We start from the raw sequence: 24,757 nt of genomic DNA, 5'->3' as shown, positions 1-24,757 counted from the left end.
AAGACGATTAGGTTCCCCGTCCTGAACGCAGCATCAGGGCAGCAATGGTCCCCAGGCCGGATCGGAACCGCTCAAGGGCGTGGGTATGCGCCGTTCGTTCACCCCGGTCAGGTCGACCTGCCACACCTGGCTGCTGCCCTGCTTGCCCGGCGTGGTACGGAAAAATTGCAGCACGCGGCCATTGGGCGACCAGCTTGGCTGTTCGTCCTGCCAGCCATTGGTCAGGATGCGCTCATTGTCGCCGCCCGGCGTCATCACCGCGATCTTGAAGTCGCCCGACATCTTGGTGAAGGCGATCAGGTCGCCGCGCGGCGACCATTCGGGCGTTGCATAGCGGCCGCCGCCATGGCTGATCCGTCGCTGGTTGGAACCGTCGGCGTTCATCACATAGATTTGCTGCCCGCCCGACCGGTCGCTTTCGAACACGATCTGGCTGCCGTCGGGCGAATAGCTGCCGCCCACGTCGATGCCCGGCGAATTGGTCAGCCGCATCGGCGCGCCGCCACTGGCCGACACGCGGTAGATGTCGGTATTGCCCGCCACCGCCATCGAAAACAGGATATTGCGGCCATCGGGCGACCAGCGCGGCGCGAAGGTCGCATTGCTGCTCTCCGTCACCAGCTTCTGCTGCCCGGTGCCATAGTCATAGATATAGAGCCGGACCCGGCTGCCCAGATAACTGACATAGACGATCGACTTGTAATCGGGCGACCAGCGCGGGGTCAGGGCGATCGACTGGCCATTGGTGATGAAACGATGGTTCGCGCCATCCGAATCCATGATCGCCAGCCGCTTGACGCGCGCGCCCTTGGGGCCGCTTTCGGCGATATAGGCGATGCGGCTGTCGAAGAAGGGGCTTTCGCCCGACAGCCGGGCATAGATGGCGTCGGCGCATTTATGCGCGGCGCGCCGCCAGTCGCGCGGGGCGACGACATAGCCCTGCCGCGTCAGTTCCTGCTTGAGTGCCACGTCATAGAGGTAGCAGCCCACGGTGATGTCGGCCTCTCCCCCGGTGGTGCGGACGAAGCCCTGGACCAGCGCCTGATAGGCGCCCCATTTGTCATAGACGGGATTGGTGACTTCGGCGAAGGCGACCGGCGGCATCCCGCCCGGACCGGACGGATCGAACAGGCCCGACCCTTTAAGGTCGGCGGCGATCACCTCGGCCACCTTGCGCCCCAGTTCGCTGGCCGACCCGGCCGGGGTCGCGACCTCCTGCTGCGCGGGCAAAGCGGGGACGGCGATCTTCAGGTTGGCGTCGATCTCGCCGGTCACGTCGACCGACAATTGCGCCAGGGCGGGCGGTGCGCCCGACAGGAGCAGGATCGCAAGGGTGACGGGCAGTGATCGCAATAGCGCGCGCCGTGCTCCTGCCTTCGCAGGAGTACGAAGCCGTTCATCGCCAAACCTGAAGCCTGTCATCGTGCTTTCCTTGCATAGACCCGCAATGGGCTGAGCCATTTCCATTGGTCATAATATTCGGGCGGCAGGTTGCGGAACGGCGACGCCGCCATCACCGCCTGGATCGCCCGTTCCTTGTACACCGACACTTGCGGCCGGTTGCTCGCGGTTTCGCCCTGGATGTCGATCACCGACGGCTTGCCGATGATGCGCCCGTCCCGGTCGATTTTCACGTCCAGCAACGCCACCAGTTGTTCGACATCCGCGCCCGACGGCAGGCGCAGATGCGGATAGATCTGTTCGCTGATGACGCGGTCGAGCGCCGCCTTCTGCTGCGGCCCCATGGCGGCGGCGAGCGGCGGCGCGGGCCTGCGCGGCGCGTCGGAACTGGTGTCGATGCCTTTCAGGAAATCCTTGCCCAGCAACGATCCCTTGGGCTTGTCCGCCTTGCCCGCGCCGGACTCCCGCGCCGCCGTGTCGGCCTTGGCCTTGGCGTCACTCTTCGCCTTGGCATCGCTTTTTGCCTTGGCGTCGGCCTTGGCCTTCGCATCGGCCTTCGTTTTCGCGTCGCTCTTCGACGGTGCAGCGACCGCAGCCTTGGGCTTTTCGGGCGGCGCTTTGGGCTTTGGCGGGGCCTTTGCCACCTCTTTCTTCGGCGGCATCGGCTTGGGCTTGGCCGGTGCTGCTTTCGCGACCTCCTTGGGCGGCGTCGGCTTGGACACTGGCTTGGGTACGGGCTTTGGCTCGGCCTTGGGCGGTGGTGGCACGGGCGCGGGTTCCGGCGCGGGGGCGGGTTCGGGCGCGGGCCTGGCCTCCTGCGTCGGGCCTTCCTCCGGCGCGACGCTGGGCGGGGGCGGCTGGGTCGACACTTGCGGCGCGGTCGCTTGCAGCGCCACCTCGTCCACCAGGGTCACGTCCATCGGCGGCGATTTCAGCTTCAGCGGGTTGGGGGTGGCCAGGAAACCGGCCGACAGCAGGCCGAACAGCAGGACATGTCCCGCCGTCGCCACGCCCAGACCGATCTTTTCCGCACGCTCCATATGATTGACCTATGGCCCCTATTCTGAACCGCTGCTGTCCGCGCCCGAACCGGCGTCGGTGCTGACCAGCGACACCTTGTTCAGGCCCGCGCGATTGAGTTCGCCCATCACCCGCATCACCCGGCCATAATCGAGCGCCGTGTCGGCGCGCAGGAAGATTTGCGGCGGTTCGGTCTGGCCGGCATGGGCGGACGCGATCTCGGCCAGCCGGTCGGCCAGGTCGGCATCGCTCACCTGATCCTCATCGATGAACAGCCCGCCGTCGCGGTCGATCGACACCACGGTCGGCTTGGCGTCCGCGTCCAGCCCCTTGGCGCGGGTTTCGGGCAGGTTCACCGGCACGCCCGTTACCAGCAGGGGGGCCGTCACCATGAAGATGATCAGCAACACCAGCATCACGTCGACCAGCGGCGTCACATTGATATCGGCCATCGGCGCGCGCCCGCGCCCGCGACGACCCGATGGTGGGCCGGACATCGCCATCAGTGCGCTCCCCGGCGCGCAGCAACGCCCACCTTCATCGCTGGGCCTCCAGCTCGCGGCTCAGCGTCGCATAGAAGCCGTCGGCAAAGCGGGTCAGGCTCGATTCCAGCCGGTTGATGCCGTGGGAAAAACGGTTGTAGGCGATGACCGCCGGGATCGCCGCGAACAGGCCGATGGCGGTTGCGAACAGAGCCTCTGCAATGCCCGGCGCCACGACCGCCAGCGAGCTGTTCTGTTCCGCCGCGATCGATGTGAAGGCGCGCATGATGCCCCATACGGTGCCGAACAGGCCGACGAACGGCGCGACCGATCCGACCGTTGCCAGGATGTTCAGCCGGTCGGACAGGCGATCGATCTCCGCGGCGATCGCGCTCGACATGGCGGTCGACAGCCGATCGCGCGTGCCGTCGCGGTCGATCACCCGCTGCGCGGTCGATCGCCGCCATTCGCCAACGCCTGCGGCCATCAGCTTGGCTGCCGGAAATTCCGCCTTTCCACGCGATTCATAGAAGCGGTCGATATCCTCGGCCTTCCAGAAATCGGCCTCGAACTTGCGGCTTTCCTGGCTTGCCTTGCGTAGGGAGAAGCTGAATCCGATGATGATCGCCCAGGTCCAGATGCTGGCCAGCAGCAGGCCGATCATCACCCCCTTGACGACGATATCGGCCTGCAAGAACAGGGCCAGCGGGGAAATGGTCGCGGCGTCGGTGATCGCGCCGGCAGGCAGGTTGAGCGTCATGGGTGGATGTTTTCCCCTTGCATCAGGCGAGTGAAAATGTCGGTCCAGGCTTTGGGCTGCCGTTGTGGGCGGCCCTGTGGCGTCAGCCAGGCGACGGTGATGGTGGCGTTGGTCAGCTCTTCGTCGCCACGCATGACGGACTGGTCGATGGCGCAGCGTGCCGCGCGCACGTCGACGACACGGCTCACCACCATCAGGTCATCGTCCAGCCGCGCCGGACGGCGATAGCGGATGGCAAGGTCGGTCACGGCATAGACGCCGCTGCCGTCTCCATGGCTCGCCCGCTGGTCGATGCCGGCGATACGCAGCATGTCGGACCGGGCGCGCTCCATATAGCGCAGATAATTGGCATGATAGACCAGCCCCGACAGGTCGGTATCCTCGAAATAGATGCGCAGCGGGAAATGATGCACGGCGGCGGCGAAGCGTCCGGTCGCCGGCGCTGGCATCAAATCGGAAACGGGCATGGCGGGCTTTTAACCATGGTGGCCGCGCCGCGCAAAGCCGGAAATGATCCTGCGCCTCCAATCCGACCGGCAAGACGGCACGATCCATCGTCGCCGACGGGTCTGGCCATCGTCGCCAACGGGTCTGGCCCCCGCGCTGCCGGGGCGTTATGGGGGCTGCACATCATGGAGGGAGCATCAAGATGACGGATATTCGCACGGTGGGCGTGATCGGCGCGGGACAGATGGGGGCGGGCATCGCCCAGGTCGCGGCGCAGGCGGGCTATGCCGTCATCCTCTCGGATATCGACCTTCCCCGCGCGGAAAAGGGCAAGGCGGGCATCGCGAAATTGCTGGCCCGCGCGGTGGAAAAGGAAAAGATCGTCCAGGCGGACGCGGACGCGACGCTCGCCCGCATCACCCCGGTCGGCGACATCGCGCCGCTGGCCGACGCCCAACTGGTGATCGAGGCCGCGACCGAACGGGAGGAGGTCAAGCGCGCCATCTTCGCCAATGTCGGCAAGATTTTGGCCGACGACGCGATCCTCGCCACCAACACCTCCTCCATCCCCATCACCCGCCTGGCCCAGGCCGCGCCCGATGCGGGCCGGTTCGTGGGCGTCCATTTCTTCAATCCGGTGCCGGTGATGGTGCTGGTGGAGGTCATTCGCGGCCTTGCGACCACGCCTGAAACCGTTGCGGCGGTCGAAGGCTTCGCGTCGAAGATCGGCAAGACCACGGTTCATGCCTTCGACGCGCCGGGCTTCGTCGTGAACCGCATCCTGCTGCCGATGCTGAACGAAGCGGTGTTCGTGCTGGGCGAGGGCGTGGGCAGCGTGGTGGACATCGACCAGGGCTGCAAACTGGGCCTCAATCACCCGATGGGACCGCTGACGCTGCTGGATTTCGTCGGCCTCGACACCGCGCTCGAAATCCTCAATGTCTTTCTCAGCACCACCGGCGATCCCAAATATCGCCCCGCGCCGCTGCTCGTCAAATATGTCGAAGCGGGCTGGTACGGCCGCAAGACCGGCCGTGGCTTCTACGACTATAGCGGCGTGGAGCCGGTGCCGACCCGCTGAACCCGCTACGGGCGCGGGCGTGTCACCCCGCGCTCAACCCATGTTTCTTCATGCAGTGGCGCAACTGGTCGTAGGTCAGGCCCAGCCCCTTGGCGGTTGCGCGCTGATTGTAGCGGAAACGGTCCAGCGCGGCGCGGATGATCGCCGCCTCATGCGCGTCCACCGCCGCGCGCAGGTCAGTGATCGCCTCGAAGGTTACGGGCGGCGCGGGCGGGGCGGCCGCGTCGGGCGCGCAGGGCGCCGCCGCTGCCCGCTGCATCAGCGGCCGGGGCTTCCAGGGCGAAGCGAACGGGTCGAACGTGATGCGGCTGATCGGCTTTCCCGGCTCGTCCCAGCGATAGACCGCCCGCTCCACCACATTGCGCAGTTCGCGCACATTGCCGGGCCACCCATGCCCCTCCAGCTCCGCCGCACACGCCGCCGAAAAGCCTGGCCATTGCGGCCAGTTCAGTTCCGCCGCCATGCGCCGGCCGAAATGGTCGGCCAGCACCGGGATATCGCCCTCGCGCGCGCGCAGCGGGGGCAGGGTGATGACCTCGAAACTCAGCCGGTCCAGCAGGTCGGGCCGGAACCGCCCTGCCTCGGCCGCGGCCGGCAGATCCTCATTGGTCGCCGCGACGATCCGCACGTCCACCCGCATGGGCCGCGATGCGCCGATCCGCGTCACCTCGCCATATTCGACCACGCGCAGCAGCCGTTCCTGCGCCGCCATCGACAGCGTGCCCAGTTCGTCCAGAAACAGGGTGCCGCCATCGGCCTCCTCGAACCGGCCCGGCCGTGCCTTGGTCGCGCCGGTGAAGGCGCCCTGTTCATGGCCGAACAGTTCCGCCTCGATCAGGGTTTCGGGCAGCGCGGCGCAGTTCATCGTGATCAGCGGCTCGCCCCAGCGTGGGGACAGGTGATGCAGCCGCTCGGCGATCAGTTCCTTGCCCGTCCCGCGCTCGCCGATCACCAGCACCGGCCGGTTGAGTTCGGCGGCCCGTCCCGCCTGCTCGACCGCATCGAGAAAGGCGAAGCTCTGGCCGACAAATTGGGTATTTTTCTCCATGCCCCAACTTATGGTGAAATTTCCCACCTTTCGGCAAGGGATATTCTGGCATTGGGGCGCCAAATCTCGAAAAAATCCCGGAAATCCGGCCTTTCTGCAAATTGGCACGGCATCTGCAAAGTTACAGGCAATCCGCGACCAATCGCGGAACCTGTGAAGGCCAAGTTTCAGGGAGATAAGACAATGACCAACCAGACCAGCAGCGTTCGCGAAATCGGCCAGTTGATGGCGGCCGCGCTCGTCGCCGTCCTGTTCGGATCGACCATGATCCTTTCGGCGGTCGGCCCGGCCCGCGCCAGCGAAAATGCGGCCCGTGCCAGCGAAGTCCCGATGCTCGCGACCCGGAACACCCCCGCGACCCTGCGCTATCTGGCGTAAGGATCGCAGCCCGGCCGGGGCGGGTGTGCCCCCTCTCGCCCGCCCCGGCCCCCTTGAAAGACAAGACCAGGAGTGACGTTCAAATGGGTATTTTCTCCCGCACCCGCGACATCATCGCCGCCAATGTGACCGACCTGCTCGACAAGGCCGAAGACCCCGCGAAGATGATCCGCATGATCATCCTCGAAATGGAGGAAACGCTGGTCGAGGTCCGCGCGTCGGCCGCCCGCACCATCGCCGACCAGAAGGAAATGCGCCGCCACATCGCCAAGCTCAACGCCCTTCAGGATAGCTGGACCGAAAAGGCGCAGCTCGCATTGTCCAAGGACCGCGAGGATCTGGCCAAGGCCGCGCTGGTCGAGCGTCAGAAGGCGACCGACATGGCCGATCATCTTGCCCATGAGATCGAGATTCTCGACGAAGCGCTCAAAGCCTCGGAAGAGGATATCGCCAAGCTGCAAGGCAAGCTGCGCGAAGCCCGCGCCCGCCAGAACAGCCTCGTCACCCGGATGCAGAGCGCGGAAAACCGCCTGCGCGTCCGCGAAGCCTATGCCGGCGAGAAGGTCAATGAAGCCTTCGCCCGCTTCGACATGCTGGAACGCCGCGTGGACATCGCCGAAGGCCGCGCCGACGCGATGACGCTGGGCGGCGTCCCCAAGACGCTGGAGGAAGAGATTGCGGAATTGAAGTCGGCCGACAAGGTCGATGCCGATCTCGCCGCGCTCAAGGCGTCGATGAACGCCGGCAAGACCGGGGGAGCCTGATCCGATGGAAGACGTGTTCCTGCCCATCATGATCTGCGGCATGTTGTTCATCGGCATGCCCTGGCTGATCTTCCACTATGTCACCAAGTGGAAGCAGGCGCCCAAGATCACCGACGAGGATGAGAAGCTGCTGGACGACCTCCACCTTCTCGCCCGCCGTCTGGAAGAACGGCTCCAGACGGTCGAACGGATCGTCGCCGCCGACAATCCCGATTTCCGCCCCTCTCGCCCGTCGTCCGACGACGGCTATGAACTCGACCGGAGGAACTGACATGACCGCCCGCCGCACCAAATTCTACCTGGACAAGGCCAAAGGCAAATGGCTGGGCGTCTGTTCGGGGATTGCCGACTATAGCGGGATCGACGTTCTGTGGGTCCGGGTGGGCGCGGTGCTCATCACCCTGATGGGCGCCTTCCCCTGGACGCTGATCGCCTATTTCATCATCGCCTATTTTGCCGAGAACAAGCCGCTGGGCCTCTATGCGGACCGCGATGACGAGAAATTCTGGCAGGGCGTGCGCACCAACCCGACCCGCTCGACCCGCGATGTCCGGTCCAAGTTCCGCGACATCGACCGGCGCCTGGCCGATATCGAAATCTATTATACCAGCCGCAACACCCGCCTCGCCGACGAAATCGACAGCCTGCGCTAAGGGGGGCAGGCAACAGGGGAGAGACAGTCATGCAATTTAGCGGTCCCACTTTCGTCCTGGCCATTATCGCCTTGTCGACCCTGGGCTGGATGTTCACCACCTGGGTCCGGGCGCGCCATGGCTATCCGGTGGAAAATGAATGGACCGGCACCGTTCATCGAACGGACCCTGACGCCGGTCGAAAAATCGACCTGCTTGTCTGTGAAAACGAAAAGCTGATGGGCCGCATCAGCCGCCTCGAAGACCGCATCGCCGTGCTGGAAAGGATCGCCACCGATCCCGCCACCCGCACCGCGCGCGACATCGACGCGCTGCGCTGATACCGGCAGCCAAGGGGAGTATCATCATGTTTCCATTCGAAGCCTTTGCGCCGGTCGCGGTCATTGTCGGATCGCTGGCGGTGGGCGGCTGGATATTCACCACCTGGCTGCGCATCAAACATGGCTATCCGCTCGAAAATAGCTGGGGCAAGCCGATCTATCCGCAGAAGAATGAGGAAATGGTCGAGCGCATCAAGCTGCTGAGCCAGGAAAATGCCCAGCTCCGCGCCGAGATCGGATCGATGAAGGACCGGCTCGCCGTGGTGGAGCGGATCGTCACCGACGAAAGCCACCAGTTGACCCGGCAAATCGAACGGCTGCGCAGCCCCGCCAACTGACGGCATCATACGGAGCCGAAAGATCCGTGCCGTTAAAGGCGGGAATCGGTTTTCCGGTGAAATGATGCCTCAAAAAATCTGGTCATGGCCAGCGCGCCATCAGGGAGTGATCGATATGAATCCGTTTGAAATGGTCGTCGCCATCATCGCCATCACCGCCATCGCCAGCGTCCTGCGCGCCAGATATGGCGTCGTGCGCCGGCACAAGGGCGAAGAGTTCATCCAGCGCGGTCCCGACCCCGAAGCCGAACGGCTCCGTGCCGAGGTGAAGGCGCTCAAGGATCGCGTCGCCGTGCTGGAACGGCTCGCCACGGACGGCTCCACCGCGCTGGAGCGGGAATTCGAAAAACTCCGGGATCGCGACTGAGTATCGCGCCGGACAGGGAGGCTTATATGCAAGACCCCTATCTCTATATCATTTTGGCGATGACCGGCCTGGCCGGTCTTGCCATCATCACGGTCGCGGCCTTGCGCGGCTGGAACGGCTGGCTGGAACTGAAGCGTGCCGAACTGGGGCGCTATGGCCATGCCGATGAAGCGCCGCCGCCTTCGGCCGCCGCCCGGATCGAAGTCGCCGATCTCAAGGAACGCATCCGCAAGCTGGAAGCGATCGCCGCCGGCGTGGATCTGTAACGAAAGACCGCCGTGCTTCCGCGCAGGCGGGAGCACGGCTATCCTCACGGTCCGATCCGCCTAACCCCGCAGCGAACCGCCCAGTTTCTGCGCGGCCTTCACCACCGCGGCGCTGATCGCTTCCAGCTCTTCCTGGCTGAAACTCTTTTCGCCCGGTTGCAACGTCACCTCGATCGCCAGCGACTTGTGGCCGTCGTCCACGCCCGGTCCGACAAAGACATCGAACAGGCGCACATCGACGATAGCCTTCTTGTCCGCGCCTTTCACGCTGCGCACCAGCGCATCGGCCTCGACCCTGTCCGGCACGACGAACGCGAAGTCCCGCTTCACCGCCTGCAACGGCGGCGGCGCATAGGGCGCGCGCATGAAGCCTGCCTTGCGCTTGCCCGGAATCGCATCGAGGAAAATCTCGCCCGCGACCACGGTGCCGCTCAGGCCGAACTGCCTGGCAAGGCTGGGATGCAGCACGCCATATTCGGCCAGCACCACCTTTGGCCCCAGCCGCAGCGTGCCCGACTGGCCGGGATGATAGGCGGCGGACACTTCTCCAAAATTCTGGAGATTGGCGACCGGCGCGCCGGCGGCCGCCAGCAGCGCGATCACTTCCGCCTTGGCGTCGAAGGCGTCGAAGCCCTGCGCCTTGCCGTTCTGCCAGCCGCGCGCCACCTTCTCGCCGGCCAGCACGAAGCCTGCGGTCGCCCGCTCGCCCTGCCGGAAATAGCGGCGACCCAGTTCGAACAGCCGCACGCTGGTCGCGCTGCGATCGACATTGCGCCTGGTCGCCGCCAGCAGGCCGGGCAGCAGCGAAGGTCGCATGACCTTCAAATCCTCGGAAATCGGGTTCGCCAGCGTCCAGTCGCCACCACCCATAGCGGCGGCCTCCTTTTCGGACAGGAACGACCAGTTGATCGCTTCGGCCAGACCCCGCGCTGCGGCAGTGCGACGCACCCGACGCTCGACCAGTTGTTCTGGCGTGGCGGTCGGGCGGGCGACGCCCGGCACGCGCGGCAGCGGGGTGGAGGGCACCTGGCCCAGACCCACGATCCGCACCACTTCTTCCACGATGTCGGGCCAGCCATCAACGTCGCGCCGCCAGCTCGGCACGGCGATCGCCCAGTCGGCCGCGACGCTCACCGGCACGCCGTCCTGATATTCGAACCCGCCATCGCTGCCGGTGACGGTGAAGCCCAGGCTTGCCAGGATGCGGCGCTGTTCGTCGGCGGGCACGTCCACGCCCGCCAGCGTCAGGCACCGGCCCGGATCATAGCTGACGATCTTCGCCGCGACCGGCGGCGTTCCCGCGCGGGTCGCCTCGCTGGGGGTGCCGCCGCACAGGCTCACCACCAGGCTGGTGGCGATCGACAGGCCATCGTCCAGAAAGGCCGGATCGACCCCGCGCTCGAAGCGGCCCCGCGCGTCGGACGTCAGGGCCAGTTTCTGCCCCGTCATCGCAATCCGCTCCGGCGTGAAATAGGCGCATTCGATCAGCACGTCGGTCGTCCCGTCCTGCGCGCCGGAATGTTCGCCGCCCATGATGCCGCCAATGTCGTGCACGGCTGCGTCGTCGGCGATGACGGTCATCGTCTCGTCGACGGTGTAGCTCTTGCCGTTGAGCGCCAGCACCTGCTCGCCGGCGTTGCCCTTGCGCGCCACCAGTCCGCCCTTGAGCGTCGCCATGTCATAGACGTGCAGCGGCCTTCCAAGATCGAACATGATATAGTTGGTGATGTCGACCAGCGTGCTGATCGGCTTCTGGCCGATCGCCTTCAGCCGCCGCGCCATCCATTCGGGCGACGCACCATTGGTCACGCCGCGCACGGTCCGCGCAAAAAAAGCGGGGCAGCCGTCCGTGTCGTCCGTCCGCACATCCGGTCCCGGCCCGACGCCCGCAATCTCCGGCACGATGATGGCATTCAGCGTCCCAAGGCCCGCCGCCGCCAGATCGCGCGCGATCCCGCGCACGCCCATGCAGTCCTGCCGGTTGGGGGTGACGCTGACGTCGATGACCGGATCGTTCAGCCCTGCCCAGTCGGCATAGACCTGCCCCACCGGCGCGTGCGGCTCCAGTTCGATGATGCCGTCATGATCATCGCCCAGTTCCAGTTCACGGGTCGAACACATCATGCCGTTGGATTCGACGCCCCGGATCGCGGTCTTTTTCAGCACCATGCCATTGGCCGGCACTACCGCGCCTTCGGTCCCGAACACGCCGACAAGGCCCGCGCGCGCATTGGGCGCGCCGCACACGACCTGCAACGGCGCACCGTCGCCATGATCGACTGTCAGCACCTGCAACTTGTCGGCCTGCGGATGAGGCTCTGCGGTCAGGACCTTGGCGATCTTGAAGCCGCCCAGCCTGTCGGCCGGATTTTCGACGCCTTCGACCTCCAGCCCGATGGCGTTCAGCGTCCTGAGGATCGTCGGCAGGTCGGCATCGGTCGCCAGATGCGTCTTGAGCCAGCTCAGCGTGAACTTCATGCGCCCACTCCTCCGCTCAGCGTGGGCACGTCCAGCGCCGAAAAGCCATAATGTTTGAGCCAGCGCAGGTCGCCGTCGAAGAAAGCGCGCAAGTCGTTCATCCCATATTTGAGCATGGCGAGCCGGTCGACCCCGGTGCCAAAGGCAAAGCCTTGCCACTCGTCGGGATCAAGGCCGCACGCCTCGATCACCCGGCGGTTCACCATGCCGCTGCCCAGCACCTCCAGCCAGCCGCCGCTTGGCCCTTCGCCATCCCCGCCGATGACCCGCTGGCCGTTCACCAGCGTATAGCCGACATCGACCTCGACCGACGGTTCGGTGAACGGGAAGTAACTGGGGCGCAGGCGCAGGACGATATCCTCACGCTCGAAAAACGCCTTGAGGAACGTCTCCAGCGTCCATTTCAGGTGCCCCAGGGTGATCCCCTTGTCGATCACCAGCCCTTCGATCTGGTGAAACATCGGCGTGTGGGTCGCGTCGCTGTCGCTGCGATAGACACGGCCGGGCGCGATGATGCGGATCGGCGGCTCCTGTGTCATCATCGTGCGGATCTGCACCGGCGACGTATGGGTGCGCAGCAGCATCTTCTGGGCGGCGTCATTTACGTCGGGGAAGTAGAAAGTGTCGTGCATCGCCCGCGCCGGGTGCGTCTCCGGGATGTTGAGCGCGGTGAAATTATGCCAGTCATCCTCGATCTCCGGCCCGGTCGCGACCGAGAAACCCAGATCCGCAAAGATTTCCGCCAGCTCGTCCATCACCTGGCTGACCGGGTGAACGCTGCCCTGCGGGCCAGTCTCGGCGGGCAGGGTCATGTCGACCCTCTCCGACGCGAGCCGCGCGTCCAGCGCCGCCTGCTCCAGCGCCGCCTTCCGCTCCGCCAGCGCGGCGGTCACGCTCTCGCGCAGATCCTGGATCGGCGGGCCTTTTTCCAGTCGCTCGTCCGGCGACATCGGGCCGAGCGTCTTGAGCAGGCCGGTAATGACTCCGCTCTTGCCCAAAGCGCCAACGCGCAACGCCTCGACCGCGTCCAGCGTGTCGGCGGCGGCAATGTCGGCAATCAACCCGGCTTTCAGATTGGCAATCTCAGTCATACATCTTCCAAAGCCAGTGGTGGCGAACATATGCTCGCGCCTTAGCGAGGCAGGGCAATCAAGGAAAGACGGTTAAGCCCGCGCCCCCAGCAATGCGCCGCCAAAGCCGATGAACAGCATCCCTGTCCCCCGATTGAACAATCTCTGCCGGTTGGCCGGCGCCAGCCAGCGCGCCAGGCGCAGGCCGCCCAGTGCATAGACGCTGTACCAGAAACTTTCGATCACCACGAAACTGACGATCAGGATCGCAAGCTGCACCCAGAACGGGCGGCCCGTGTCGATGAACTGCGGGAACAGCGCGGCGGCGAAGATGATCAGCTTGGGGTTGGACAGGCCGGTCAGCAGCCCGGTGGCATAGAGCGCATGGTGCGACCGCGCGGGCGCCGTCGCGGCGGCACTGCCCACCGGCGCGCGCCACGCCTTGATCCCCAGCCAGACCAGATAGGCGACGCCCGCATAGCGCAGCACGTCGAACAGCCGGGGCGATGCTTTGAGCAGCGCGCCCAGACCCAGCGCCGACGCGACCAGGCACAGCAGCACCGCGCTCATCAGCCCCGCCATCGTCGCCATCGCCTTGCGCGGGCCATGGGCGATGCTCTGCGTCATCACATGCAGCATGTTCGGTCCCGGCGTGGCCGAAATCAGGAAAACCGCCGTAACATATAGCCACCAGAGATGCAGCGACATGGGGTTGCTCCCTTAAAGCAGCAGGCGCCCCGCAATCCGTTCGGGCTGAGCCTGGCAAAGCCCCTGCCTTGGCGCAGGACGAAGGGCGGCAGAAAAACAAAAAGGGCGCCGAAGGCATCTGCCCCGGCGCCCTTTTGGACGATCTTGCGATCAATCCGCTCAGGCTGCGGGCAGCGCAGCCTTCGCCTGGGCGATGATGGCGCTGAAAGCCTCGCCTTCGTGCATCGCAATGTCGGCCAGAACCTTGCGGTCCAGCTCCACGCCGGCCAGTTTCAGGCCATGCATGAACTGCGAATAGGTCAGGCCTTCGGCGCGGACGCCAGCGTTGATGCGCTGGATCCACAGGCCACGGAAGCTGCGCTTCTTGACCTTGCGGTCGCGATAAGCGTACTGGCCGGCCTTTTCGACGGCCTGGCGCGCAATGCGGATCGTGTTCTTGCGACGGCCATAATAGCCCTTCGCCTGAACCAATAACCGCTTATGCTTCGCCTTGGTGGTCGTACCACGTTTTACGCGTGCCATGTGCCTCTACTCCTTACTTCAGGCCGTAGGGCGCCCACAGGCGCACATGGGCAACATCGGCATCCGACAGGACGGACGTGCCGCGGTTCTGACGAATATATTTCGCGTTATGGCTGATCAGGCGGTGACGCTTGCCAGCGACGCCGTGCTTGACCTTGCCGGTGGCGGTGAATTTGAAGCGCTTCTTCACACCGCTCTTGGTCTTCATCTTGGGCATTTTCGTCTCCTTGTTCAGCGCGACGATTACAGACAGCCCCGGCAGCCCTCGTTAGCCGGGCGGTCTCACTGAATATCGCGAACGGCGCGCTTAGGGGCCTGCGCGGCAAAAGGCAAGCGATTCGCACCAACCGGAAATCCTCCCCTGGCAGGGGAAGGGGCAGGCCGGATGCCTGACGGAGGGCTGTCACCCTATCGAGAGGGCGCCACCCATCCCCCGACGAGGCTCATTATGCAGACTCAATGATGGTGGCTGTGATCCGCCACCGCCGCCATCGCCTCCAGCACATCCTCCAGCCGGGCCGGGTCGCCCAGCGCCAGCACATGGCCTTCGCTGTCCGCCGTCAGCGGTTCGCCATGCCAGTCGCACATCATTCCGCCCGCGCCCTCGACCACCGGCACCAGCGCCGCGAAATCATAGCTTTGCAGGCCCGATTCGATGACGATATCCAGGAATCCTGCCGCCAGCAGCCCGTAATTATAGCAATCCCCGCCATAGACCGGCCCCTGGCGCGGCGATCCGCCGGACACGGCAGCGACCAGTGCCAGATAATGGGGCACGTCGCCATCGGCGAACAGATGCGGGCTGGTGGTCGCGATGCCCGCGCCCTCCAGCGCCCTGCACGCCCGCGTCCGCACCGGCTTGCCGTTGAAGGTCGTGGGCTGCCCGCTCATCCCGGCCCAGCGTTCGCGCGCGACCGGCTGGTCGATGATGCCGATCGTCGGCCACCCCCCTTGCGTCAGCGCGATCAGCGTGCCGAAGATCGGCCGCCCGGCGATGAAGCTGCGCGTCCCGTCGATGGGGTCCAGGATCCACACCCGCTCGGCATCCTCGCGCACCGATCCATATTCCTCGCCGATGATGCCGTCGCCCGGCCGCTCCTTCTCCAATATGGCGCGGATCGCCGCTTCGGCGGCGCGGTCGGCCTCCGTCACCGGCGACTTGTCCGCCTTGATCTGGGTATCGTAGCGGGCGCGGAAAAAGGGGCGGATCGCCGCGCCGGCGGCATCGGCAAGGCGGTTGGCAAGGGCCAGGTCGTCGCGGGTTGTCATGCCCTTCGCCTAGCGGTTGCGCCGCCGTTGCGCTAGACTGCGCGGCGCAAGACATGAAGGAGAGGAACATGCCCGGTTCGCCCGTCATCCCGTGCCTGCGCTACGCCAACGCCCCCGCCGCGATCGATTTCCTGTGCGCCGCCTTCGGCTTCACCCGCCACGCCGTCTATCCCGATGATGCCGACCCGACCATCATCCATCACGCCCAACTGGTGCTGGGCGATGGCATGGTGCTGCTGGGCAGCGTCAGGGACATGGAAGGCGAATCGCTCTACACCTGGTCCACCGCCCGCGACCTGGGCGGCATCACCGCGTCCGTCTATGTCGTCGTGCCCGATCCCGACGGTCATTGCCTCCATGCCCGCAACGAAGGCGCGGTGGTGGTGCAGGAACCGCAGGACAATGACGGCTATCCCGGCCGCGGCTACACCGCGCTCGATCCCGAAGGCAATGTGTGGAGCTTCGGCAGCTATGATCCCTGGACGCCGATCGATTAAGGCTTCGGCAAGATCGGCTTGCTAGGCTGACCGGCATGGCGCTGATCGGCTGGATATTGAGCTTCATCACCCTGTTTACGGGCCTCGCCCTGCGGCAGGACATGCCGGTCGGCGGATCGGCGACATTGTCCAACATGCTGATCGCGCTGGCGGTGCTGGCCTGTCCGATGCTGTGGCGCGAAAAGCCGCTCGGCATCTCGCGCGGCCAGCGTGTCGTCGTGGCGCTGATCCTGATGCTATGCGCGCCGCTGGTGCTGTTGCCTGCCGCCTGAACGGGGGGCAGGCACTATCAATCGAACAGGCTGGACACCGAGCTTTCATCCGCGATGCGCTTGATCGCTTCGCCCAGCAGCGGGGCGATCGGCAGGTGGCGGATGCTCTTCGCGCCGTTGACCGCGTCGGTGCCCTGGATCGAATCGGTGATGACCAGCTCCAGCAGTTCCGACGCCTCGACCCGCGCCACCGCGCCGCCCGACAGCACGCCATGGCTGACATAGGCGACGACTTCCTCGGCGCCCTGCGCCTTCAGCGCGGCGGCGGCGTTGCACAGCGTGCCCGCCGAATCGACGATGTCGTCGATCAGGATGCAGAAGCGACCCTTCACGTCGCCGATGATGTTCATCACTTCCGATTCGCCCGCCCGCTCGCGGCGCTTGTCGACGATGGCGAGCGGGGCATTGTCCAGCCGCTTGGCCAGTGCGCGGGCGCGCACCACGCCGCCCACGTCGGGCGACACGACCATGACATTGCGGTCGCCGAACCGGGCCTGGATATCGGCCGACATGACCGGCGCGCCGAACAGATTGTCGGTCGGAATGTCGAAGAAGCCCTGGATCTGCCCGGCGTGCAGGTCGACCGAGAGCACGCGGTCGGCCCCCGCCGTGGTGATCAGGTTGGCGACCAGTTTCGCCGATATGGGCGTGCGCGGGCCGGGCTTGCGGTCCTGCCGGGCATAGCCGAAATAGGGGACGACAGCGGTGATTCGCTTGGCCGACGCGCGCTTGAGCGCATCGATCATGATCAGCAATTCCATCAGATTGTCGTTGGTGGGATAGCTGGTCGATTGCAGCACGAACACGTCCTCGCCGCGGACATTCTCATGAATTTCCACGAAAACTTCCTCGTCGGCGAAACGGCGGACGCTCGCGTCGGTCAGGGGGATTTCGATATAGTCGGCGATGGCGGCCGCAAGCGGCTTGTTCGAATTGCCGGTCATGAGTTTCATGGCGAAAACCCCCCAAACGAAGTGGCGTGACGAATTGATGACGATGCGCGAAACGCGGCCCCTTTAGCGGGGCAAGTCCCATGTGGAAAGGCGCTTTTGCGCGCTGCGACAAAATGGACTAGGGGCCGGGGCATGACCGACAAACTCGTGATCGCGCTCGCGCAGATGACCCAGTCCGTGGGCGACCTGAAAGCCAATGCCGACGCCATGCTGGAATGGCGGGCACGGGCGACGGGCGCCGACCTCATCGTCTATCCCGAACTGCAACTGATCGGCTATCCGCCCGAAGACCTGGTTCTCAAGCCCGCCCTGGTAACGCAGGCCAATTACCAGCTCGACCGGCTGGCGCAGGAAACCGCCGATGGCGGCCCGGCGATGCTGGTCGGCACCGTGGTCGCCGCGCAGGGCGTGCTGTTCAACGTCGTCGCGCTGCTGGAAAATGGCGCTGTCACGGCGATCCGGCAAAAGCGCGAACTGCCCAATTACGGCACGTTCGATGAAAAGCGACTTTTCGCTCCCGGCCCGTTGCCCGCGCCGATCGATTTCAAGGGCGTCAGGATCGGCGTGCCGATCTGCGAGGATATCTGGTTCCCCTTCGTCACCGCGCATTTGAAAGCTGAAGGCGCGGACATCCTGATCAGCCCCAATGGCAGCCCCTATGAAGTGGACAAGGATGACCGCCGCCTCAACAGCGTCGCGGGCACGCGCGTCCGTGAAACCGGCCTGCCTCTGGTCTATCTCAACCGCGTCGGCGGGCAGGACGAACTGGTGTTCGACGGCGCCTCCTTCGTCATGAACGGCGACCTCAGCCTCGCCCAGCAACTCCCCGATTGGGAAGAAGCGCTGGCGCTCACCCAATGGGAAAAGCGGGACGGCCAGTGGGTCTGCCTGCCCGGCGAGCCGCACGCGCTGGATGACCGCCCGGCCGACATCTACAACGCCATGGTGCTGGGCCTGCGCGACTATGTGAACCGCAACCGTTTCCCCGGCGTGGTCCTTGGCCTGTCGGGTGGCATCGATTCGGCGCTGTCGGCCGCCGTTGCGGTCGATGCGCTCGGCCCGGATCGCGTCTGGTGCGTCATGATGCCCTCCCGCTTCACCAGTCAGGACAGCCTGGACGATGCGGTGGAATGCGCCCGCCTGCTCGGCGTCCGTTACGACACCATCCCTATCGAACCCGCCGTTGCCGCCTTTGACTCTATGCTGGCCCCGGTTTTCGACGGCCGCCAGCGCGACCTGACCGAAGAAAATATCCAGTCGCGCATCCGGGGCGTGACGCTGATGGCGCTGTCCAACAAATATGGCCATATGCTGCTCACCACCGGCAACAAGAGCGAGATGTCGGTCGGCTACGCCACCATCTATGGCGACATGGCGGGCGGCTATTCGGTGCTCAAGGACGCCTACAAGACCACCGTGTTCGACCTCTGCCGCTGGCGCAACGCGCATGTGCCGTCCCTGGGCGCGGGCATCGGCCCGCAAGGCCCGGTGATGCCCGACCGCGTCATCACCAAGCCGCCCAGCGCCGAACTGCGCGACAATCAGCGCGACGACGACAGCCTGCCGCCCTATGAAATCCTCGACCCGATCCTCTACGGCCTGGTCGAGGAGGAATTGTCGGTCGATGAACTGGTCGCGCGCGGGTTCGAGAAGGAGACGGTCGCCCGGATCGAGCGGCTGCTCTACATCGCCGAATATAAGCGCCGTCAGTCACCCCCCGGCGTGAAACTGGGCACCCGCAATTTCGGCCGCGACCGCCGCTACCCGATCACCAACGGCTTCAGAACCATATAACGGCCGTTCGGTTCGAGCAGTGTCGAGCTTGTCGAGGCACGTCCGTCGAGAACAGTTCTCGACAAGCTCGAACCGAACGGGTTGAGGACCAGCATGACCGTCATCACCCGCTTCGCCCCGTCGCCGACCGGCCATCTCCATGTCGGCAATATCCGCGCCGCGCTCCACAACTGGCTGTGGGCGCGCAAGAGCGGCGGGCAATTCCTGCTGCGCCTGGACGATACCGACCTCGAACGCTCGCGCCCCGAATATGCCGCAGCGATCAAGGCGGACCTGGCCTGGCTCGGCCTCCATTGGGATGGCGAGGAAAGACAGTCCGACCGCTTCGCCCTCTACGAATCCCGGTTTGAGGCGCTCAAGGCATCGGGCCATGTCTATCCCGCCTATGAAACCGCCCAGGAACTCGACCTGCGCCGCAAGATCCTGCTGGGGCGCGGCCTGCCGCCGGTCTATGATCGCGCCGCCCTGTCGCTGACCCCGGACCAGATCGCGGCTCATGAAGCCGAAGGCCGCACCCCCCACTGGCGCTTCAGGCTCGACCATGACCAGCCGATCGCCTGGACCGACCTCATCCGTGGTGACCAGCGGTTCGACCCCAGATTGCTGTCCGATCCCGTCATCCGCCGCGCCGACGGCTCCTGGCTCTACATGCTCCCCTCGGTCATCGACGATATCGCCATGGGCATCACCCATGTCCTGCGCGGCGAGGATCATGTCTCCAACACCGCGACCCAGATCCAGATGTTCACCGCGCTCGGTGCGCCCCTGCCGCAATTCGCCCATGAAGCGCTGCTGACCGGCAGCGAAGGCAAGCTGTCCAAGCGCCTGGGGTCGCTCGGCGTCGCCCATTTCCGCGAGATCGGCCTTGAACCGGCCGCCATCGCCGCGCTGCTCGCGCGCCTGGGCAGTTCGCAACCCATAGAGCCGTTCGCGGACATGGCCCCCCTGATCGCCAGTTTCGACTTCGCCCATTTCGGCCGCGCGCCCGCCCGTTTCGATGAGGCGGAACTGGCGACCCTCAACCAGAAGATCGTCCACCTCCTCCCCTTCGAGGCCGTCGCCGATCGCCTGCCCCAGGGCATGGACGAAGCGGCGTGGGAGGCGATCCGCCCCAATCTGGAAACGGTCGCCGGCGCCGCCGACTGGTGGCGCATCGTCACCGGCCCCATCGACGCGCCCGCACCGGCGCAGGACGACCGCGATTTCCTGACGGCCGCCCATCGCCTGCTTGCCGACCTGCCCTTTGACGCAGGCATATGGCGCGCGCTTACAGATGCGCTCAAAGGCGAGACGGGCCGCAAGGGCAAGACGCTGTTCCTCCCCCTCCGCCGCGCGCTGACGGGCCTTGATCACGGCCCGGACATGGGCCAGTTGCTCCCGCTGATCGGTCGTGACGAAGCCCTGACCCGCCTGCGATCCTGATGCCGGGTTTCCGGCCGGATGGGACCGGAAGCAGGCATGACATGCGGCCCCTGTCAGAGCGAGCTGTCGCATATGGAATGTGCCCTTGGATGTGGCAAAGGCCCCGTTCATCCTGAGCCTGTCGAAGCGCAGCTTTTCCCGTGATCCAATCGTTCCACGCCAAGAAAAGGACAGTCCTTCGACATGCTCAGGACGAACGGACTGTTCATATACGATCGCCCTGCCCTTGCAGGGGAGACATTACCGGAAACGACCATTTTTTGCCTTCAAAACAAGGTGTGCCATTGTCCTGAAGCGGACATTCTTCTTATCGTCACCCCAGCGCAGGCTGGGGTCTCAGGCGGTCAGAGGATAAGGTCCGTCCTATCGCGCCAATCTGGATTACTCTCTTCTACGAGCCGGATTTTCCATTCGCGCTTCCAGGCTTTGAGGGCCTTCTCGCGGGCGATGGCGAGCGCGATGCCATCATGTGGCGCCGCCAGAACGAGGCGCGCCATGCCCTACTGTAACGCGCCGCCGCCTGAGACCCCAGCCTTCGCTGGGGTGACGCTGGATCTTTGTCTGTTCTGTCCCACCTGCACCCCGCAACCCGCCAGTCCGCTCCCCACCCCTTTTCGTCATTCCCGCGCAGGCGGGAACCCATCTCCCGGCCTTTCGACACGGCGAAAGATGCCGGTGAAGAGTCGGATGCCCCTCCACTGCCCGGCCTCCGCATGAGAAAAACATCATCATGCAGAGCATGAATGCCCCCTCCTATTCCGCTTCCAATGTAGGATTTCCTCTGATCTATCCTCGTCGATGGACCTGCCCGCCCTCCGCACGCGCACCCGCCCGCCGATCATCCCCGCCCAGACGCGCCACCGTGATCTATATGGGGCGTTGCCGTTACATCGGCGGTGCATCGTCGTGACCCGACAGGTGCGCCACGGGCGCTTCGGTGGCGCATTCCGGTCCTGTTTTCCGCAAAAAACCGCTAAAATACGATGCTGGCGACGCTGTGTATTTCGGAACTGTGACCCATATGGTCGCTTCATGGCGGCCATATGGCCCGCCTGCGATCAGGCGGCGATCGCTTCCAGCGCCTTGCCCACGGCCGCAATTCCTTCCGGCGCGGCGGCAAAGCCCATATGGGTGCAATCCACCTCGATCGCCCGGTCGCGCTCGCCCGCGCGGCCTTTGGCGCATTCGGGCAGGATCACGCCGTCGCGCCGCGACCACAGCGCCACGGTCGGCACCGGCGGCTTGGCTTCGCGGGTGCAGGGGAAGGGGGGGCGGTCGACCGGAAAGCCCGATACCAGTTGGTATAGTCGCCAGGCATGATTGGCGCGCGGATCGCCGGAAAAGGGCGTGCCCATCGTCACCACGCCGCCGACCTTATGCGCCGCGAATTTGGCATATTCGCGCGCATACAGCCCGCCCAGGCTCCATCCGACCAACGCCACCGGCGAGCCGCTGTCCCGGCGGATCGCGTCCACCTGCCGGTCGATCTGTTCCAGACTGTCAGGCTTCGGCCCGAAATTGCGGCCCATGTCCCAGCCATGCGCGCGATACCCCGCCGCTTCCAATATGGCGCGCAGCGGCTCCATCCGCCGTTCCGACGCCAGCAGGCCGGGGATCAGCAACACCGGCCGCCCGTCGCCGCGCATCCCCTGCGCCAGCATCGCTGCCTGCGCGCGGGTCCGCGCCAGGTCGAAGGGCACCGACATATTGCCCAGCAATTGCTGCAATGCCGGTCGTTCCGGCGCACGCGGCCCGCCGACCAGGCGGTCCTTCCAGAAACTGGCAATGGCGTCGGCATAGGGGGGCACGAATGGATGGTCCTCTTTCGGAATCGAAAGATGACATTCTCATGACATGGGGTGCCCCGTCCATGGCTTTGGTCGATCAGGACAAACGGTTCGTCGTTTGTGACAGCATCCTGAAGAATGTATTAAGGGGCGAGTGGCGATGTCTGGTTTACCGCCGCGCCTTCCGTTCCGCGCAACTGGCGCGGTTCCAATATGGCCGCCGTCTCGATCAGGTCGAGCGCGCGCCGCGCCTCCAGATAGCGCCGCGCCGCCTGAATCCAGCGGTCGGCCGCCGCCCTGCCGGGCAGCCGCTCCACCTCGGCCAGCGCCGCGCTGATCCGGCCGCCGTCGATATAGCGCAGTGCCCGCTCCATCGCCGCCTGTGGCCGGGGCGACGGCGTGGTCGCCTTGCGGATCGTCACCAGTTCGCGCGCTTCCCGCTCCAGCGCGCTCCACCAGCTTGCGTCGGACGGTGTCCGCGTCACCCTGTCGGCAATATCGATCAGACCGGCCCGCAGGTCGATGAGCGTGATCGGTTCGCGCGCGGCATTGATGATCGCGGCGACCGCACGGGGCTGTGCCTGGCCGAAGCGCAGCCGCAACTGCCCCTCGATATAGCCGAGCGGGGCGCCGCTATCGAGCGCGCGCCGGGCGGCGAAGGCGACCAGCAACCCTTCGGCCCGCGCCGCATTGCCCGACGCGGCCTGCGCCTCCACGCTGATGCGGTTCAGCCTTTCCTCCAACTGCATCACGCGCGTGTCGAGCATCTGCCCGGCATCGGCGGTCAGCGGTTTGACCGTGACGGCCTGCGGTGCGCCTGTCGTGCCGGGCATGGCGGCGGGCAGCACGGCCTGCGGCTGGGGATCGCCCCACCGCCGCTGGATCTGCGGCCAGGCCCAGACGGTCAGGACAACGCCCAGGGCAAAGGCCAGCAAGACCATGATCAGCACCGGCAACAGGCTGCGGCGGCGCACGGGCGGCGGCACTGCACCGATGCTGGCTGCCCCGACCTCGTCGCTCATGCGGACCCTTTCGTCTGTCATCGTCCCGTCATTCGCACAATCGGCGGGCGAGGGCCAGCATCTCGTCATCCCGCGGCAGCGCAGGGGCCGTCGCGCTCAGCCAGCCGGTCCCGCAGGTGGCCAGGGCGGCGGTGCTGATCGCGATCAGGTGCAGTGTCGCGCGCTGCGCTTGCGGCATCTGCGCCGCCAGCCGCGCCCCCGCGCGTGGCGAATGGATCAGCAGGACCGATCCCGGCACCGCCGCCGCCAGCAAGGTCGGGTCGGGCGGCAGGCTCGCCATACTATAGACCGGGATGCGGCTGATCCGAAGTGGCCCCGCTTCCATCGGCGCGACGGTGGTGCCGGCCAGGTGCAACAGCCGGCCATGCCCGTCCGCCGCGATTTGCCGCACTATGGCACTGCCATCGCCGACGCCTGCCACCACATCGGCAAAGCCTGCCCCGCGCAACGCCCGCGCCGTGGCCTCTCCCACCGCATAAGCGGGCAGCGCGTGATACTGGCGCAGGCCCGCCCCGGCCATCCGCACCCCATTGGCGCTTGTCAGCAGCAGGGCGTCGAACGCATCGGGCGGTGGCGGTGTCCAGTCGACCGGCTGGGGCGCGAACAGCGGATGGACCTGTGCGTCCAGCCCCAGCGCCGCCGCCTTGGCCGCTGTCCTGCCCGCCGCCGGTTCGGGGCGCAGGATGAGGATGCGCGTCACGGTTCGAACAGGGCGCGCAAGGCCGGACTGGCGCGGTCGAGCAGCATCCGGCCGATCGCCTCGGCCGCTGCGGCATCGCCGCGCGGCAAATGCGCCTCTTCCCGCACCGTTTCGGTCCCGTCCGGGCTGATGATCTCGGCGCGCAGGAACAGGCCGTCGCCGTCCACCACCGCCAGCGCCGCGATCGGCGAATGGCAGGTGCCGCCCAGGCCGCGCAGCACCGCCCGCTCGGCCAGCACCGCGTCACAGGTGTCAACATCGTTGATCGCATCCAGCGCCGCCAGCATCGGGCGATTGGCCGCCAGCGTCTCGATCCCCACCGCGCCCTGCGACGGGGCGGGCAGCATCGTTTCGATCGGGATCAGCGTGCCGACATCCTGCTGGTCCAGCCGGTCGAGACCCGCTGCCGCCAGCAATGTGGCATGCACCTCGCCCGCCGCCAGCTTCGCCAGGCGCGTCGCGACATTGCCCCGGAACAATGTGATGGTGGCATCGGGCCGCAGCCGCTTCACCTGCGCCGCCCGGCGCGGCGAACTGGTGCCGACGATCGGATTGGCCGGCAGCGCGTCGAAACCGTCCACCCCCACCAGCTTGTCGCGCACATCGGCGCGCGGCAGCATCGCGGCGATACGGAAGGCGTCAGGGCGCAGCGTCTCCACATCCTTCATGCTATGCACCGCAAAGTCGATCTGCCCGCTGGCCAACGCCCGGTCCAGTTCCTTGGTCCACAGCGCCTTGCCGCCGATCTCGGCCAACGCCCGGTCCTGTATCCGGTCGCCGCTGGTCTGCACGGTGACGATGGTGATCGCCTCCATGGCCCAGCCATGGGCGGCGCGCAAAGCCTGCGCGGTCATATGGGCCTGGGCCAGTGCCAGTGGCGATCCCCTGGTGCCCAGGCGCAACGGTCGGTCGGTGAAAAGCATATGCGGCTTGCTCTA

The 24,757-nt window shown here is 65.9% G+C and carries 30 protein-coding genes and 1 pseudogene; 13 read left to right on the top strand and 18 right to left on the bottom strand.

Annotated features, from left to right (window positions below):
* Nucleotides 1-33: 33 nt before the first annotated feature.
* From tolB to Q4610_RS11835, 5 genes are read right to left on the bottom strand one after another with little or no spacing between them, the layout of a single operon-like run.
* Nucleotides 34-1,422, bottom strand: a complete 1,389-nt coding sequence (gene tolB / locus Q4610_RS11855; protein WP_304536161.1) for a Tol-Pal system beta propeller repeat protein TolB — start codon at nucleotides 1,420-1,422, stop codon at nucleotides 34-36.
* A complete protein-coding gene (locus Q4610_RS11850) occupies nucleotides 1,419-2,441 on the bottom strand; it encodes a cell envelope biogenesis protein TolA (protein WP_304536160.1) in 1,023 nt (340 codons plus the stop codon). Before Q4610_RS11850 ends, tolB begins: the two co-directional genes overlap by 4 nt.
* A gap of 18 nt (nucleotides 2,442-2,459) precedes the next feature.
* Complete coding sequence (gene tolR, locus Q4610_RS11845; RefSeq protein WP_304536159.1) at nucleotides 2,460-2,924, bottom strand: protein TolR; 465 nt, start codon at nucleotides 2,922-2,924, stop codon at nucleotides 2,460-2,462.
* Between the two features lie 34 nt (nucleotides 2,925-2,958).
* Nucleotides 2,959-3,663, bottom strand: coding sequence for a protein TolQ (tolQ, locus tag Q4610_RS11840; RefSeq protein ID WP_304536158.1), 705 nt, complete (start codon nucleotides 3,661-3,663; stop codon nucleotides 2,959-2,961).
* Nucleotides 3,660-4,130 carry a YbgC/FadM family acyl-CoA thioesterase gene (locus Q4610_RS11835; protein ID WP_304536157.1) on the bottom strand — a complete coding sequence of 157 codons (471 nt, stop codon included), beginning with the start codon at nucleotides 4,128-4,130 and terminating at the stop codon, nucleotides 3,660-3,662. Before Q4610_RS11835 ends, tolQ begins: the two co-directional genes overlap by 4 nt.
* A 182-nt stretch (nucleotides 4,131-4,312) precedes the next feature.
* On the opposite strand from Q4610_RS11835, the gene Q4610_RS11830 reads away from it, so the two are divergent.
* Nucleotides 4,313-5,191, top strand: a complete 879-nt coding sequence (locus Q4610_RS11830; RefSeq protein WP_304536156.1) for a 3-hydroxybutyryl-CoA dehydrogenase — start codon at nucleotides 4,313-4,315, stop codon at nucleotides 5,189-5,191.
* A 22-nt stretch (nucleotides 5,192-5,213) separates the two neighbouring features.
* On the opposite strand, the gene pspF is transcribed toward Q4610_RS11830, so the two are convergent.
* Nucleotides 5,214-6,239, bottom strand: coding sequence for a phage shock protein operon transcriptional activator (pspF, locus tag Q4610_RS11825; RefSeq protein WP_304536155.1), 1,026 nt, complete (start codon nucleotides 6,237-6,239; stop codon nucleotides 5,214-5,216).
* Between the two features lie 183 nt (nucleotides 6,240-6,422).
* Between pspF and Q4610_RS11820 the strand changes: the two genes are divergently transcribed.
* From Q4610_RS11820 to Q4610_RS11785, 8 genes are all read left to right on the top strand, one after another.
* A complete protein-coding gene (locus tag Q4610_RS11820; protein WP_304536154.1) occupies nucleotides 6,423-6,617 on the top strand; it encodes a hypothetical protein in 195 nt (64 codons plus the stop codon).
* 83 nt (nucleotides 6,618-6,700) lie between these two features.
* Nucleotides 6,701-7,381 carry a phage shock protein PspA gene (pspA, locus tag Q4610_RS11815; RefSeq protein ID WP_304536153.1) on the top strand — a complete coding sequence of 227 codons (681 nt, stop codon included), beginning with the start codon at nucleotides 6,701-6,703 and terminating at the stop codon, nucleotides 7,379-7,381.
* Nucleotides 7,382-7,385: 4 nt separating this feature from the next.
* Nucleotides 7,386-7,652, top strand: a complete 267-nt coding sequence (pspB, locus tag Q4610_RS11810; protein ID WP_304536152.1) for an envelope stress response membrane protein PspB — start codon at nucleotides 7,386-7,388, stop codon at nucleotides 7,650-7,652.
* Between the two features lies 1 nt (nucleotide 7,653).
* A complete protein-coding gene (gene pspC / locus Q4610_RS11805) occupies nucleotides 7,654-8,034 on the top strand; it encodes an envelope stress response membrane protein PspC (RefSeq protein ID WP_304536151.1) in 381 nt (126 codons plus the stop codon).
* Nucleotides 8,035-8,063: 29 nt separating this feature from the next.
* Nucleotides 8,064-8,354, top strand: a complete 291-nt coding sequence (locus Q4610_RS11800; protein ID WP_304536150.1) for a hypothetical protein — start codon at nucleotides 8,064-8,066, stop codon at nucleotides 8,352-8,354.
* 26 nt (nucleotides 8,355-8,380) lie between these two features.
* Nucleotides 8,381-8,692 (top strand): hypothetical protein, encoded by a 312-nt coding sequence (locus tag Q4610_RS11795; RefSeq protein ID WP_304536149.1) that lies wholly within the window; start codon nucleotides 8,381-8,383, stop codon nucleotides 8,690-8,692.
* Between the two features lie 115 nt (nucleotides 8,693-8,807).
* Nucleotides 8,808-9,059, top strand: a complete 252-nt coding sequence (locus tag Q4610_RS11790) for a hypothetical protein (RefSeq protein ID WP_304536148.1) — start codon at nucleotides 8,808-8,810, stop codon at nucleotides 9,057-9,059.
* Between the two features lie 26 nt (nucleotides 9,060-9,085).
* Nucleotides 9,086-9,325: a hypothetical protein gene (locus tag Q4610_RS11785; protein ID WP_304536147.1), complete on the top strand. Its 240-nt coding sequence runs from the start codon at nucleotides 9,086-9,088 to the stop codon at nucleotides 9,323-9,325.
* Nucleotides 9,326-9,385: 60 nt separating this feature from the next.
* On the opposite strand, the gene pheT is transcribed toward Q4610_RS11785, so the two are convergent.
* From pheT to Q4610_RS11755, 6 genes are all read right to left on the bottom strand, one after another.
* Entirely contained in the window at nucleotides 9,386-11,803 is a 2,418-nt protein-coding gene (gene pheT / locus Q4610_RS11780) for a phenylalanine--tRNA ligase subunit beta (RefSeq protein ID WP_304536146.1), read from the bottom strand.
* Complete coding sequence (gene pheS, locus Q4610_RS11775; RefSeq protein WP_304536145.1) at nucleotides 11,800-12,894, bottom strand: phenylalanine--tRNA ligase subunit alpha; 1,095 nt, start codon at nucleotides 12,892-12,894, stop codon at nucleotides 11,800-11,802. The genes pheT and pheS overlap by 4 nt, the downstream gene beginning before the upstream one ends.
* A gap of 72 nt (nucleotides 12,895-12,966) precedes the next feature.
* Complete coding sequence (locus tag Q4610_RS11770) at nucleotides 12,967-13,581, bottom strand: LysE family translocator (protein WP_304536144.1); 615 nt, start codon at nucleotides 13,579-13,581, stop codon at nucleotides 12,967-12,969.
* Nucleotides 13,582-13,740: 159 nt separating this feature from the next.
* The gene (gene rplT / locus Q4610_RS11765; protein ID WP_304536143.1) at nucleotides 13,741-14,103 is read right to left on the bottom strand and encodes a 50S ribosomal protein L20; all 363 of its coding nucleotides are present in this window, start codon (nucleotides 14,101-14,103) and stop codon (nucleotides 13,741-13,743) included.
* 13 nt (nucleotides 14,104-14,116) lie between these two features.
* A complete protein-coding gene (rpmI, locus tag Q4610_RS11760) occupies nucleotides 14,117-14,320 on the bottom strand; it encodes a 50S ribosomal protein L35 (protein WP_007711873.1) in 204 nt (67 codons plus the stop codon).
* A gap of 239 nt (nucleotides 14,321-14,559) precedes the next feature.
* Nucleotides 14,560-15,372: an inositol monophosphatase family protein gene (locus Q4610_RS11755; protein WP_304536142.1), complete on the bottom strand. Its 813-nt coding sequence runs from the start codon at nucleotides 15,370-15,372 to the stop codon at nucleotides 14,560-14,562.
* A gap of 68 nt (nucleotides 15,373-15,440) precedes the next feature.
* Between Q4610_RS11755 and Q4610_RS11750 the strand changes: the two genes are divergently transcribed.
* Together Q4610_RS11750 and Q4610_RS11745 are read left to right on the top strand one after the other, a co-directional pair.
* Entirely contained in the window at nucleotides 15,441-15,869 is a 429-nt protein-coding gene (locus Q4610_RS11750; RefSeq protein WP_304536141.1) for a VOC family protein, read from the top strand.
* A 35-nt stretch (nucleotides 15,870-15,904) separates the two neighbouring features.
* On the top strand, nucleotides 15,905-16,141 hold the full coding sequence (locus Q4610_RS11745; protein WP_304536140.1) for a hypothetical protein: 237 nt from the start codon (nucleotides 15,905-15,907) through the stop codon (nucleotides 16,139-16,141).
* A gap of 17 nt (nucleotides 16,142-16,158) precedes the next feature.
* Here Q4610_RS11745 and Q4610_RS11740 read toward each other — a convergent pair whose 3' ends face one another.
* Nucleotides 16,159-17,094 (bottom strand): ribose-phosphate pyrophosphokinase, encoded by a 936-nt coding sequence (locus Q4610_RS11740; RefSeq protein ID WP_304536139.1) that lies wholly within the window; start codon nucleotides 17,092-17,094, stop codon nucleotides 16,159-16,161.
* Between the two features lie 132 nt (nucleotides 17,095-17,226).
* On the opposite strand from Q4610_RS11740, the gene Q4610_RS11735 reads away from it, so the two are divergent.
* Together Q4610_RS11735 and gltX are read left to right on the top strand one after the other, a co-directional pair.
* Nucleotides 17,227-18,888 carry an NAD+ synthase gene (locus Q4610_RS11735; RefSeq protein ID WP_304536138.1) on the top strand — a complete coding sequence of 554 codons (1,662 nt, stop codon included), beginning with the start codon at nucleotides 17,227-17,229 and terminating at the stop codon, nucleotides 18,886-18,888.
* A gap of 93 nt (nucleotides 18,889-18,981) precedes the next feature.
* Nucleotides 18,982-20,310 (top strand): glutamate--tRNA ligase, encoded by a 1,329-nt coding sequence (gene gltX / locus Q4610_RS11730; RefSeq protein WP_304536137.1) that lies wholly within the window; start codon nucleotides 18,982-18,984, stop codon nucleotides 20,308-20,310.
* Nucleotides 20,311-20,654: 344 nt separating this feature from the next.
* On the opposite strand, the pseudogene Q4610_RS11725 reads toward gltX, so the two are convergent.
* From Q4610_RS11725 to hemC, 5 genes and pseudogenes are all read right to left on the bottom strand, one after another.
* A pseudogene (locus Q4610_RS11725) lies at nucleotides 20,655-20,810 on the bottom strand (GIY-YIG nuclease family protein); the annotation flags it as partial.
* A gap of 558 nt (nucleotides 20,811-21,368) precedes the next feature.
* Complete coding sequence (locus tag Q4610_RS11720) at nucleotides 21,369-22,118, bottom strand: esterase/lipase family protein (protein ID WP_304536135.1); 750 nt, start codon at nucleotides 22,116-22,118, stop codon at nucleotides 21,369-21,371.
* 122 nt (nucleotides 22,119-22,240) lie between these two features.
* Complete coding sequence (locus tag Q4610_RS11715) at nucleotides 22,241-23,140, bottom strand: hypothetical protein (protein ID WP_304536134.1); 900 nt, start codon at nucleotides 23,138-23,140, stop codon at nucleotides 22,241-22,243.
* Nucleotides 23,141-23,147: 7 nt separating this feature from the next.
* Nucleotides 23,148-23,819, bottom strand: a complete 672-nt coding sequence (locus tag Q4610_RS11710; protein WP_304536133.1) for a uroporphyrinogen-III synthase — start codon at nucleotides 23,817-23,819, stop codon at nucleotides 23,148-23,150.
* Nucleotides 23,816-24,742, bottom strand: a complete 927-nt coding sequence (hemC, locus tag Q4610_RS11705; RefSeq protein ID WP_304536132.1) for a hydroxymethylbilane synthase — start codon at nucleotides 24,740-24,742, stop codon at nucleotides 23,816-23,818. The genes Q4610_RS11710 and hemC overlap by 4 nt, the downstream gene beginning before the upstream one ends.
* Between the last annotated feature and the right edge of the window lie 15 nt (nucleotides 24,743-24,757).

Source organism: Sphingobium cyanobacteriorum (genome assembly GCF_030580935.1).
Classification (GTDB): Bacteria; Pseudomonadota; Alphaproteobacteria; order Sphingomonadales; family Sphingomonadaceae; genus Sphingobium; species Sphingobium cyanobacteriorum.
Note: the sequence above shows the minus strand (reverse complement) of the source record. Positions and strands in the feature narration are given on the sequence as shown.

What these genes read in the sequence shown, in the direction of transcription:
- Q4610_RS11835 (WP_304536157.1), bottom strand. Translation starts at nt 4,130, where the DNA reads ATGCCCGTTTCCGATTTGATGCCAGCGCCGGCGACCGGACGCTTCGCC.
- Q4610_RS11735 (WP_304536138.1), top strand. Translation starts at nt 17,227, where the DNA reads ATGACCGACAAACTCGTGATCGCGCTCGCGCAGATGACCCAGTCCGTG.
- Q4610_RS11755 (WP_304536142.1), bottom strand. Translation starts at nt 15,372, where the DNA reads ATGACAACCCGCGACGACCTGGCCCTTGCCAACCGCCTTGCCGATGCC.
- Q4610_RS11785 (WP_304536147.1), top strand. Translation starts at nt 9,086, where the DNA reads ATGCAAGACCCCTATCTCTATATCATTTTGGCGATGACCGGCCTGGCC.
- Q4610_RS11770 (WP_304536144.1), bottom strand. Translation starts at nt 13,581, where the DNA reads ATGTCGCTGCATCTCTGGTGGCTATATGTTACGGCGGTTTTCCTGATT.
- tolB (WP_304536161.1), bottom strand. Translation starts at nt 1,422, where the DNA reads ATGACAGGCTTCAGGTTTGGCGATGAACGGCTTCGTACTCCTGCGAAG.
- rplT (WP_304536143.1), bottom strand. Translation starts at nt 14,103, where the DNA reads ATGGCACGCGTAAAACGTGGTACGACCACCAAGGCGAAGCATAAGCGG.
- Q4610_RS11745 (WP_304536140.1), top strand. Translation starts at nt 15,905, where the DNA reads ATGGCGCTGATCGGCTGGATATTGAGCTTCATCACCCTGTTTACGGGC.
- pspB (WP_304536152.1), top strand. Translation starts at nt 7,386, where the DNA reads ATGGAAGACGTGTTCCTGCCCATCATGATCTGCGGCATGTTGTTCATC.
- Q4610_RS11795 (WP_304536149.1), top strand. Translation starts at nt 8,381, where the DNA reads ATGTTTCCATTCGAAGCCTTTGCGCCGGTCGCGGTCATTGTCGGATCG.
- tolR (WP_304536159.1), bottom strand. Translation starts at nt 2,924, where the DNA reads ATGGCGATGTCCGGCCCACCATCGGGTCGTCGCGGGCGCGGGCGCGCG.
- Q4610_RS11790 (WP_304536148.1), top strand. Translation starts at nt 8,808, where the DNA reads ATGAATCCGTTTGAAATGGTCGTCGCCATCATCGCCATCACCGCCATC.
- pheS (WP_304536145.1), bottom strand. Translation starts at nt 12,894, where the DNA reads ATGACTGAGATTGCCAATCTGAAAGCCGGGTTGATTGCCGACATTGCC.
- rpmI (WP_007711873.1), bottom strand. Translation starts at nt 14,320, where the DNA reads ATGCCCAAGATGAAGACCAAGAGCGGTGTGAAGAAGCGCTTCAAATTC.
- Q4610_RS11715 (WP_304536134.1), bottom strand. Translation starts at nt 23,140, where the DNA reads ATGACAGACGAAAGGGTCCGCATGAGCGACGAGGTCGGGGCAGCCAGC.
- pheT (WP_304536146.1), bottom strand. Translation starts at nt 11,803, where the DNA reads ATGAAGTTCACGCTGAGCTGGCTCAAGACGCATCTGGCGACCGATGCC.
- Q4610_RS11750 (WP_304536141.1), top strand. Translation starts at nt 15,441, where the DNA reads ATGCCCGGTTCGCCCGTCATCCCGTGCCTGCGCTACGCCAACGCCCCC.
- gltX (WP_304536137.1), top strand. Translation starts at nt 18,982, where the DNA reads ATGACCGTCATCACCCGCTTCGCCCCGTCGCCGACCGGCCATCTCCAT.
- Q4610_RS11850 (WP_304536160.1), bottom strand. Translation starts at nt 2,441, where the DNA reads ATGGAGCGTGCGGAAAAGATCGGTCTGGGCGTGGCGACGGCGGGACAT.
- Q4610_RS11800 (WP_304536150.1), top strand. Translation starts at nt 8,064, where the DNA reads ATGCAATTTAGCGGTCCCACTTTCGTCCTGGCCATTATCGCCTTGTCG.
- Q4610_RS11830 (WP_304536156.1), top strand. Translation starts at nt 4,313, where the DNA reads ATGACGGATATTCGCACGGTGGGCGTGATCGGCGCGGGACAGATGGGG.
- pspF (WP_304536155.1), bottom strand. Translation starts at nt 6,239, where the DNA reads ATGGAGAAAAATACCCAATTTGTCGGCCAGAGCTTCGCCTTTCTCGAT.
- tolQ (WP_304536158.1), bottom strand. Translation starts at nt 3,663, where the DNA reads ATGACGCTCAACCTGCCTGCCGGCGCGATCACCGACGCCGCGACCATT.
- Q4610_RS11740 (WP_304536139.1), bottom strand. Translation starts at nt 17,094, where the DNA reads ATGAAACTCATGACCGGCAATTCGAACAAGCCGCTTGCGGCCGCCATC.
- Q4610_RS11820 (WP_304536154.1), top strand. Translation starts at nt 6,423, where the DNA reads ATGACCAACCAGACCAGCAGCGTTCGCGAAATCGGCCAGTTGATGGCG.
- hemC (WP_304536132.1), bottom strand. Translation starts at nt 24,742, where the DNA reads ATGCTTTTCACCGACCGACCGTTGCGCCTGGGCACCAGGGGATCGCCA.
- pspC (WP_304536151.1), top strand. Translation starts at nt 7,654, where the DNA reads ATGACCGCCCGCCGCACCAAATTCTACCTGGACAAGGCCAAAGGCAAA.
- pspA (WP_304536153.1), top strand. Translation starts at nt 6,701, where the DNA reads ATGGGTATTTTCTCCCGCACCCGCGACATCATCGCCGCCAATGTGACC.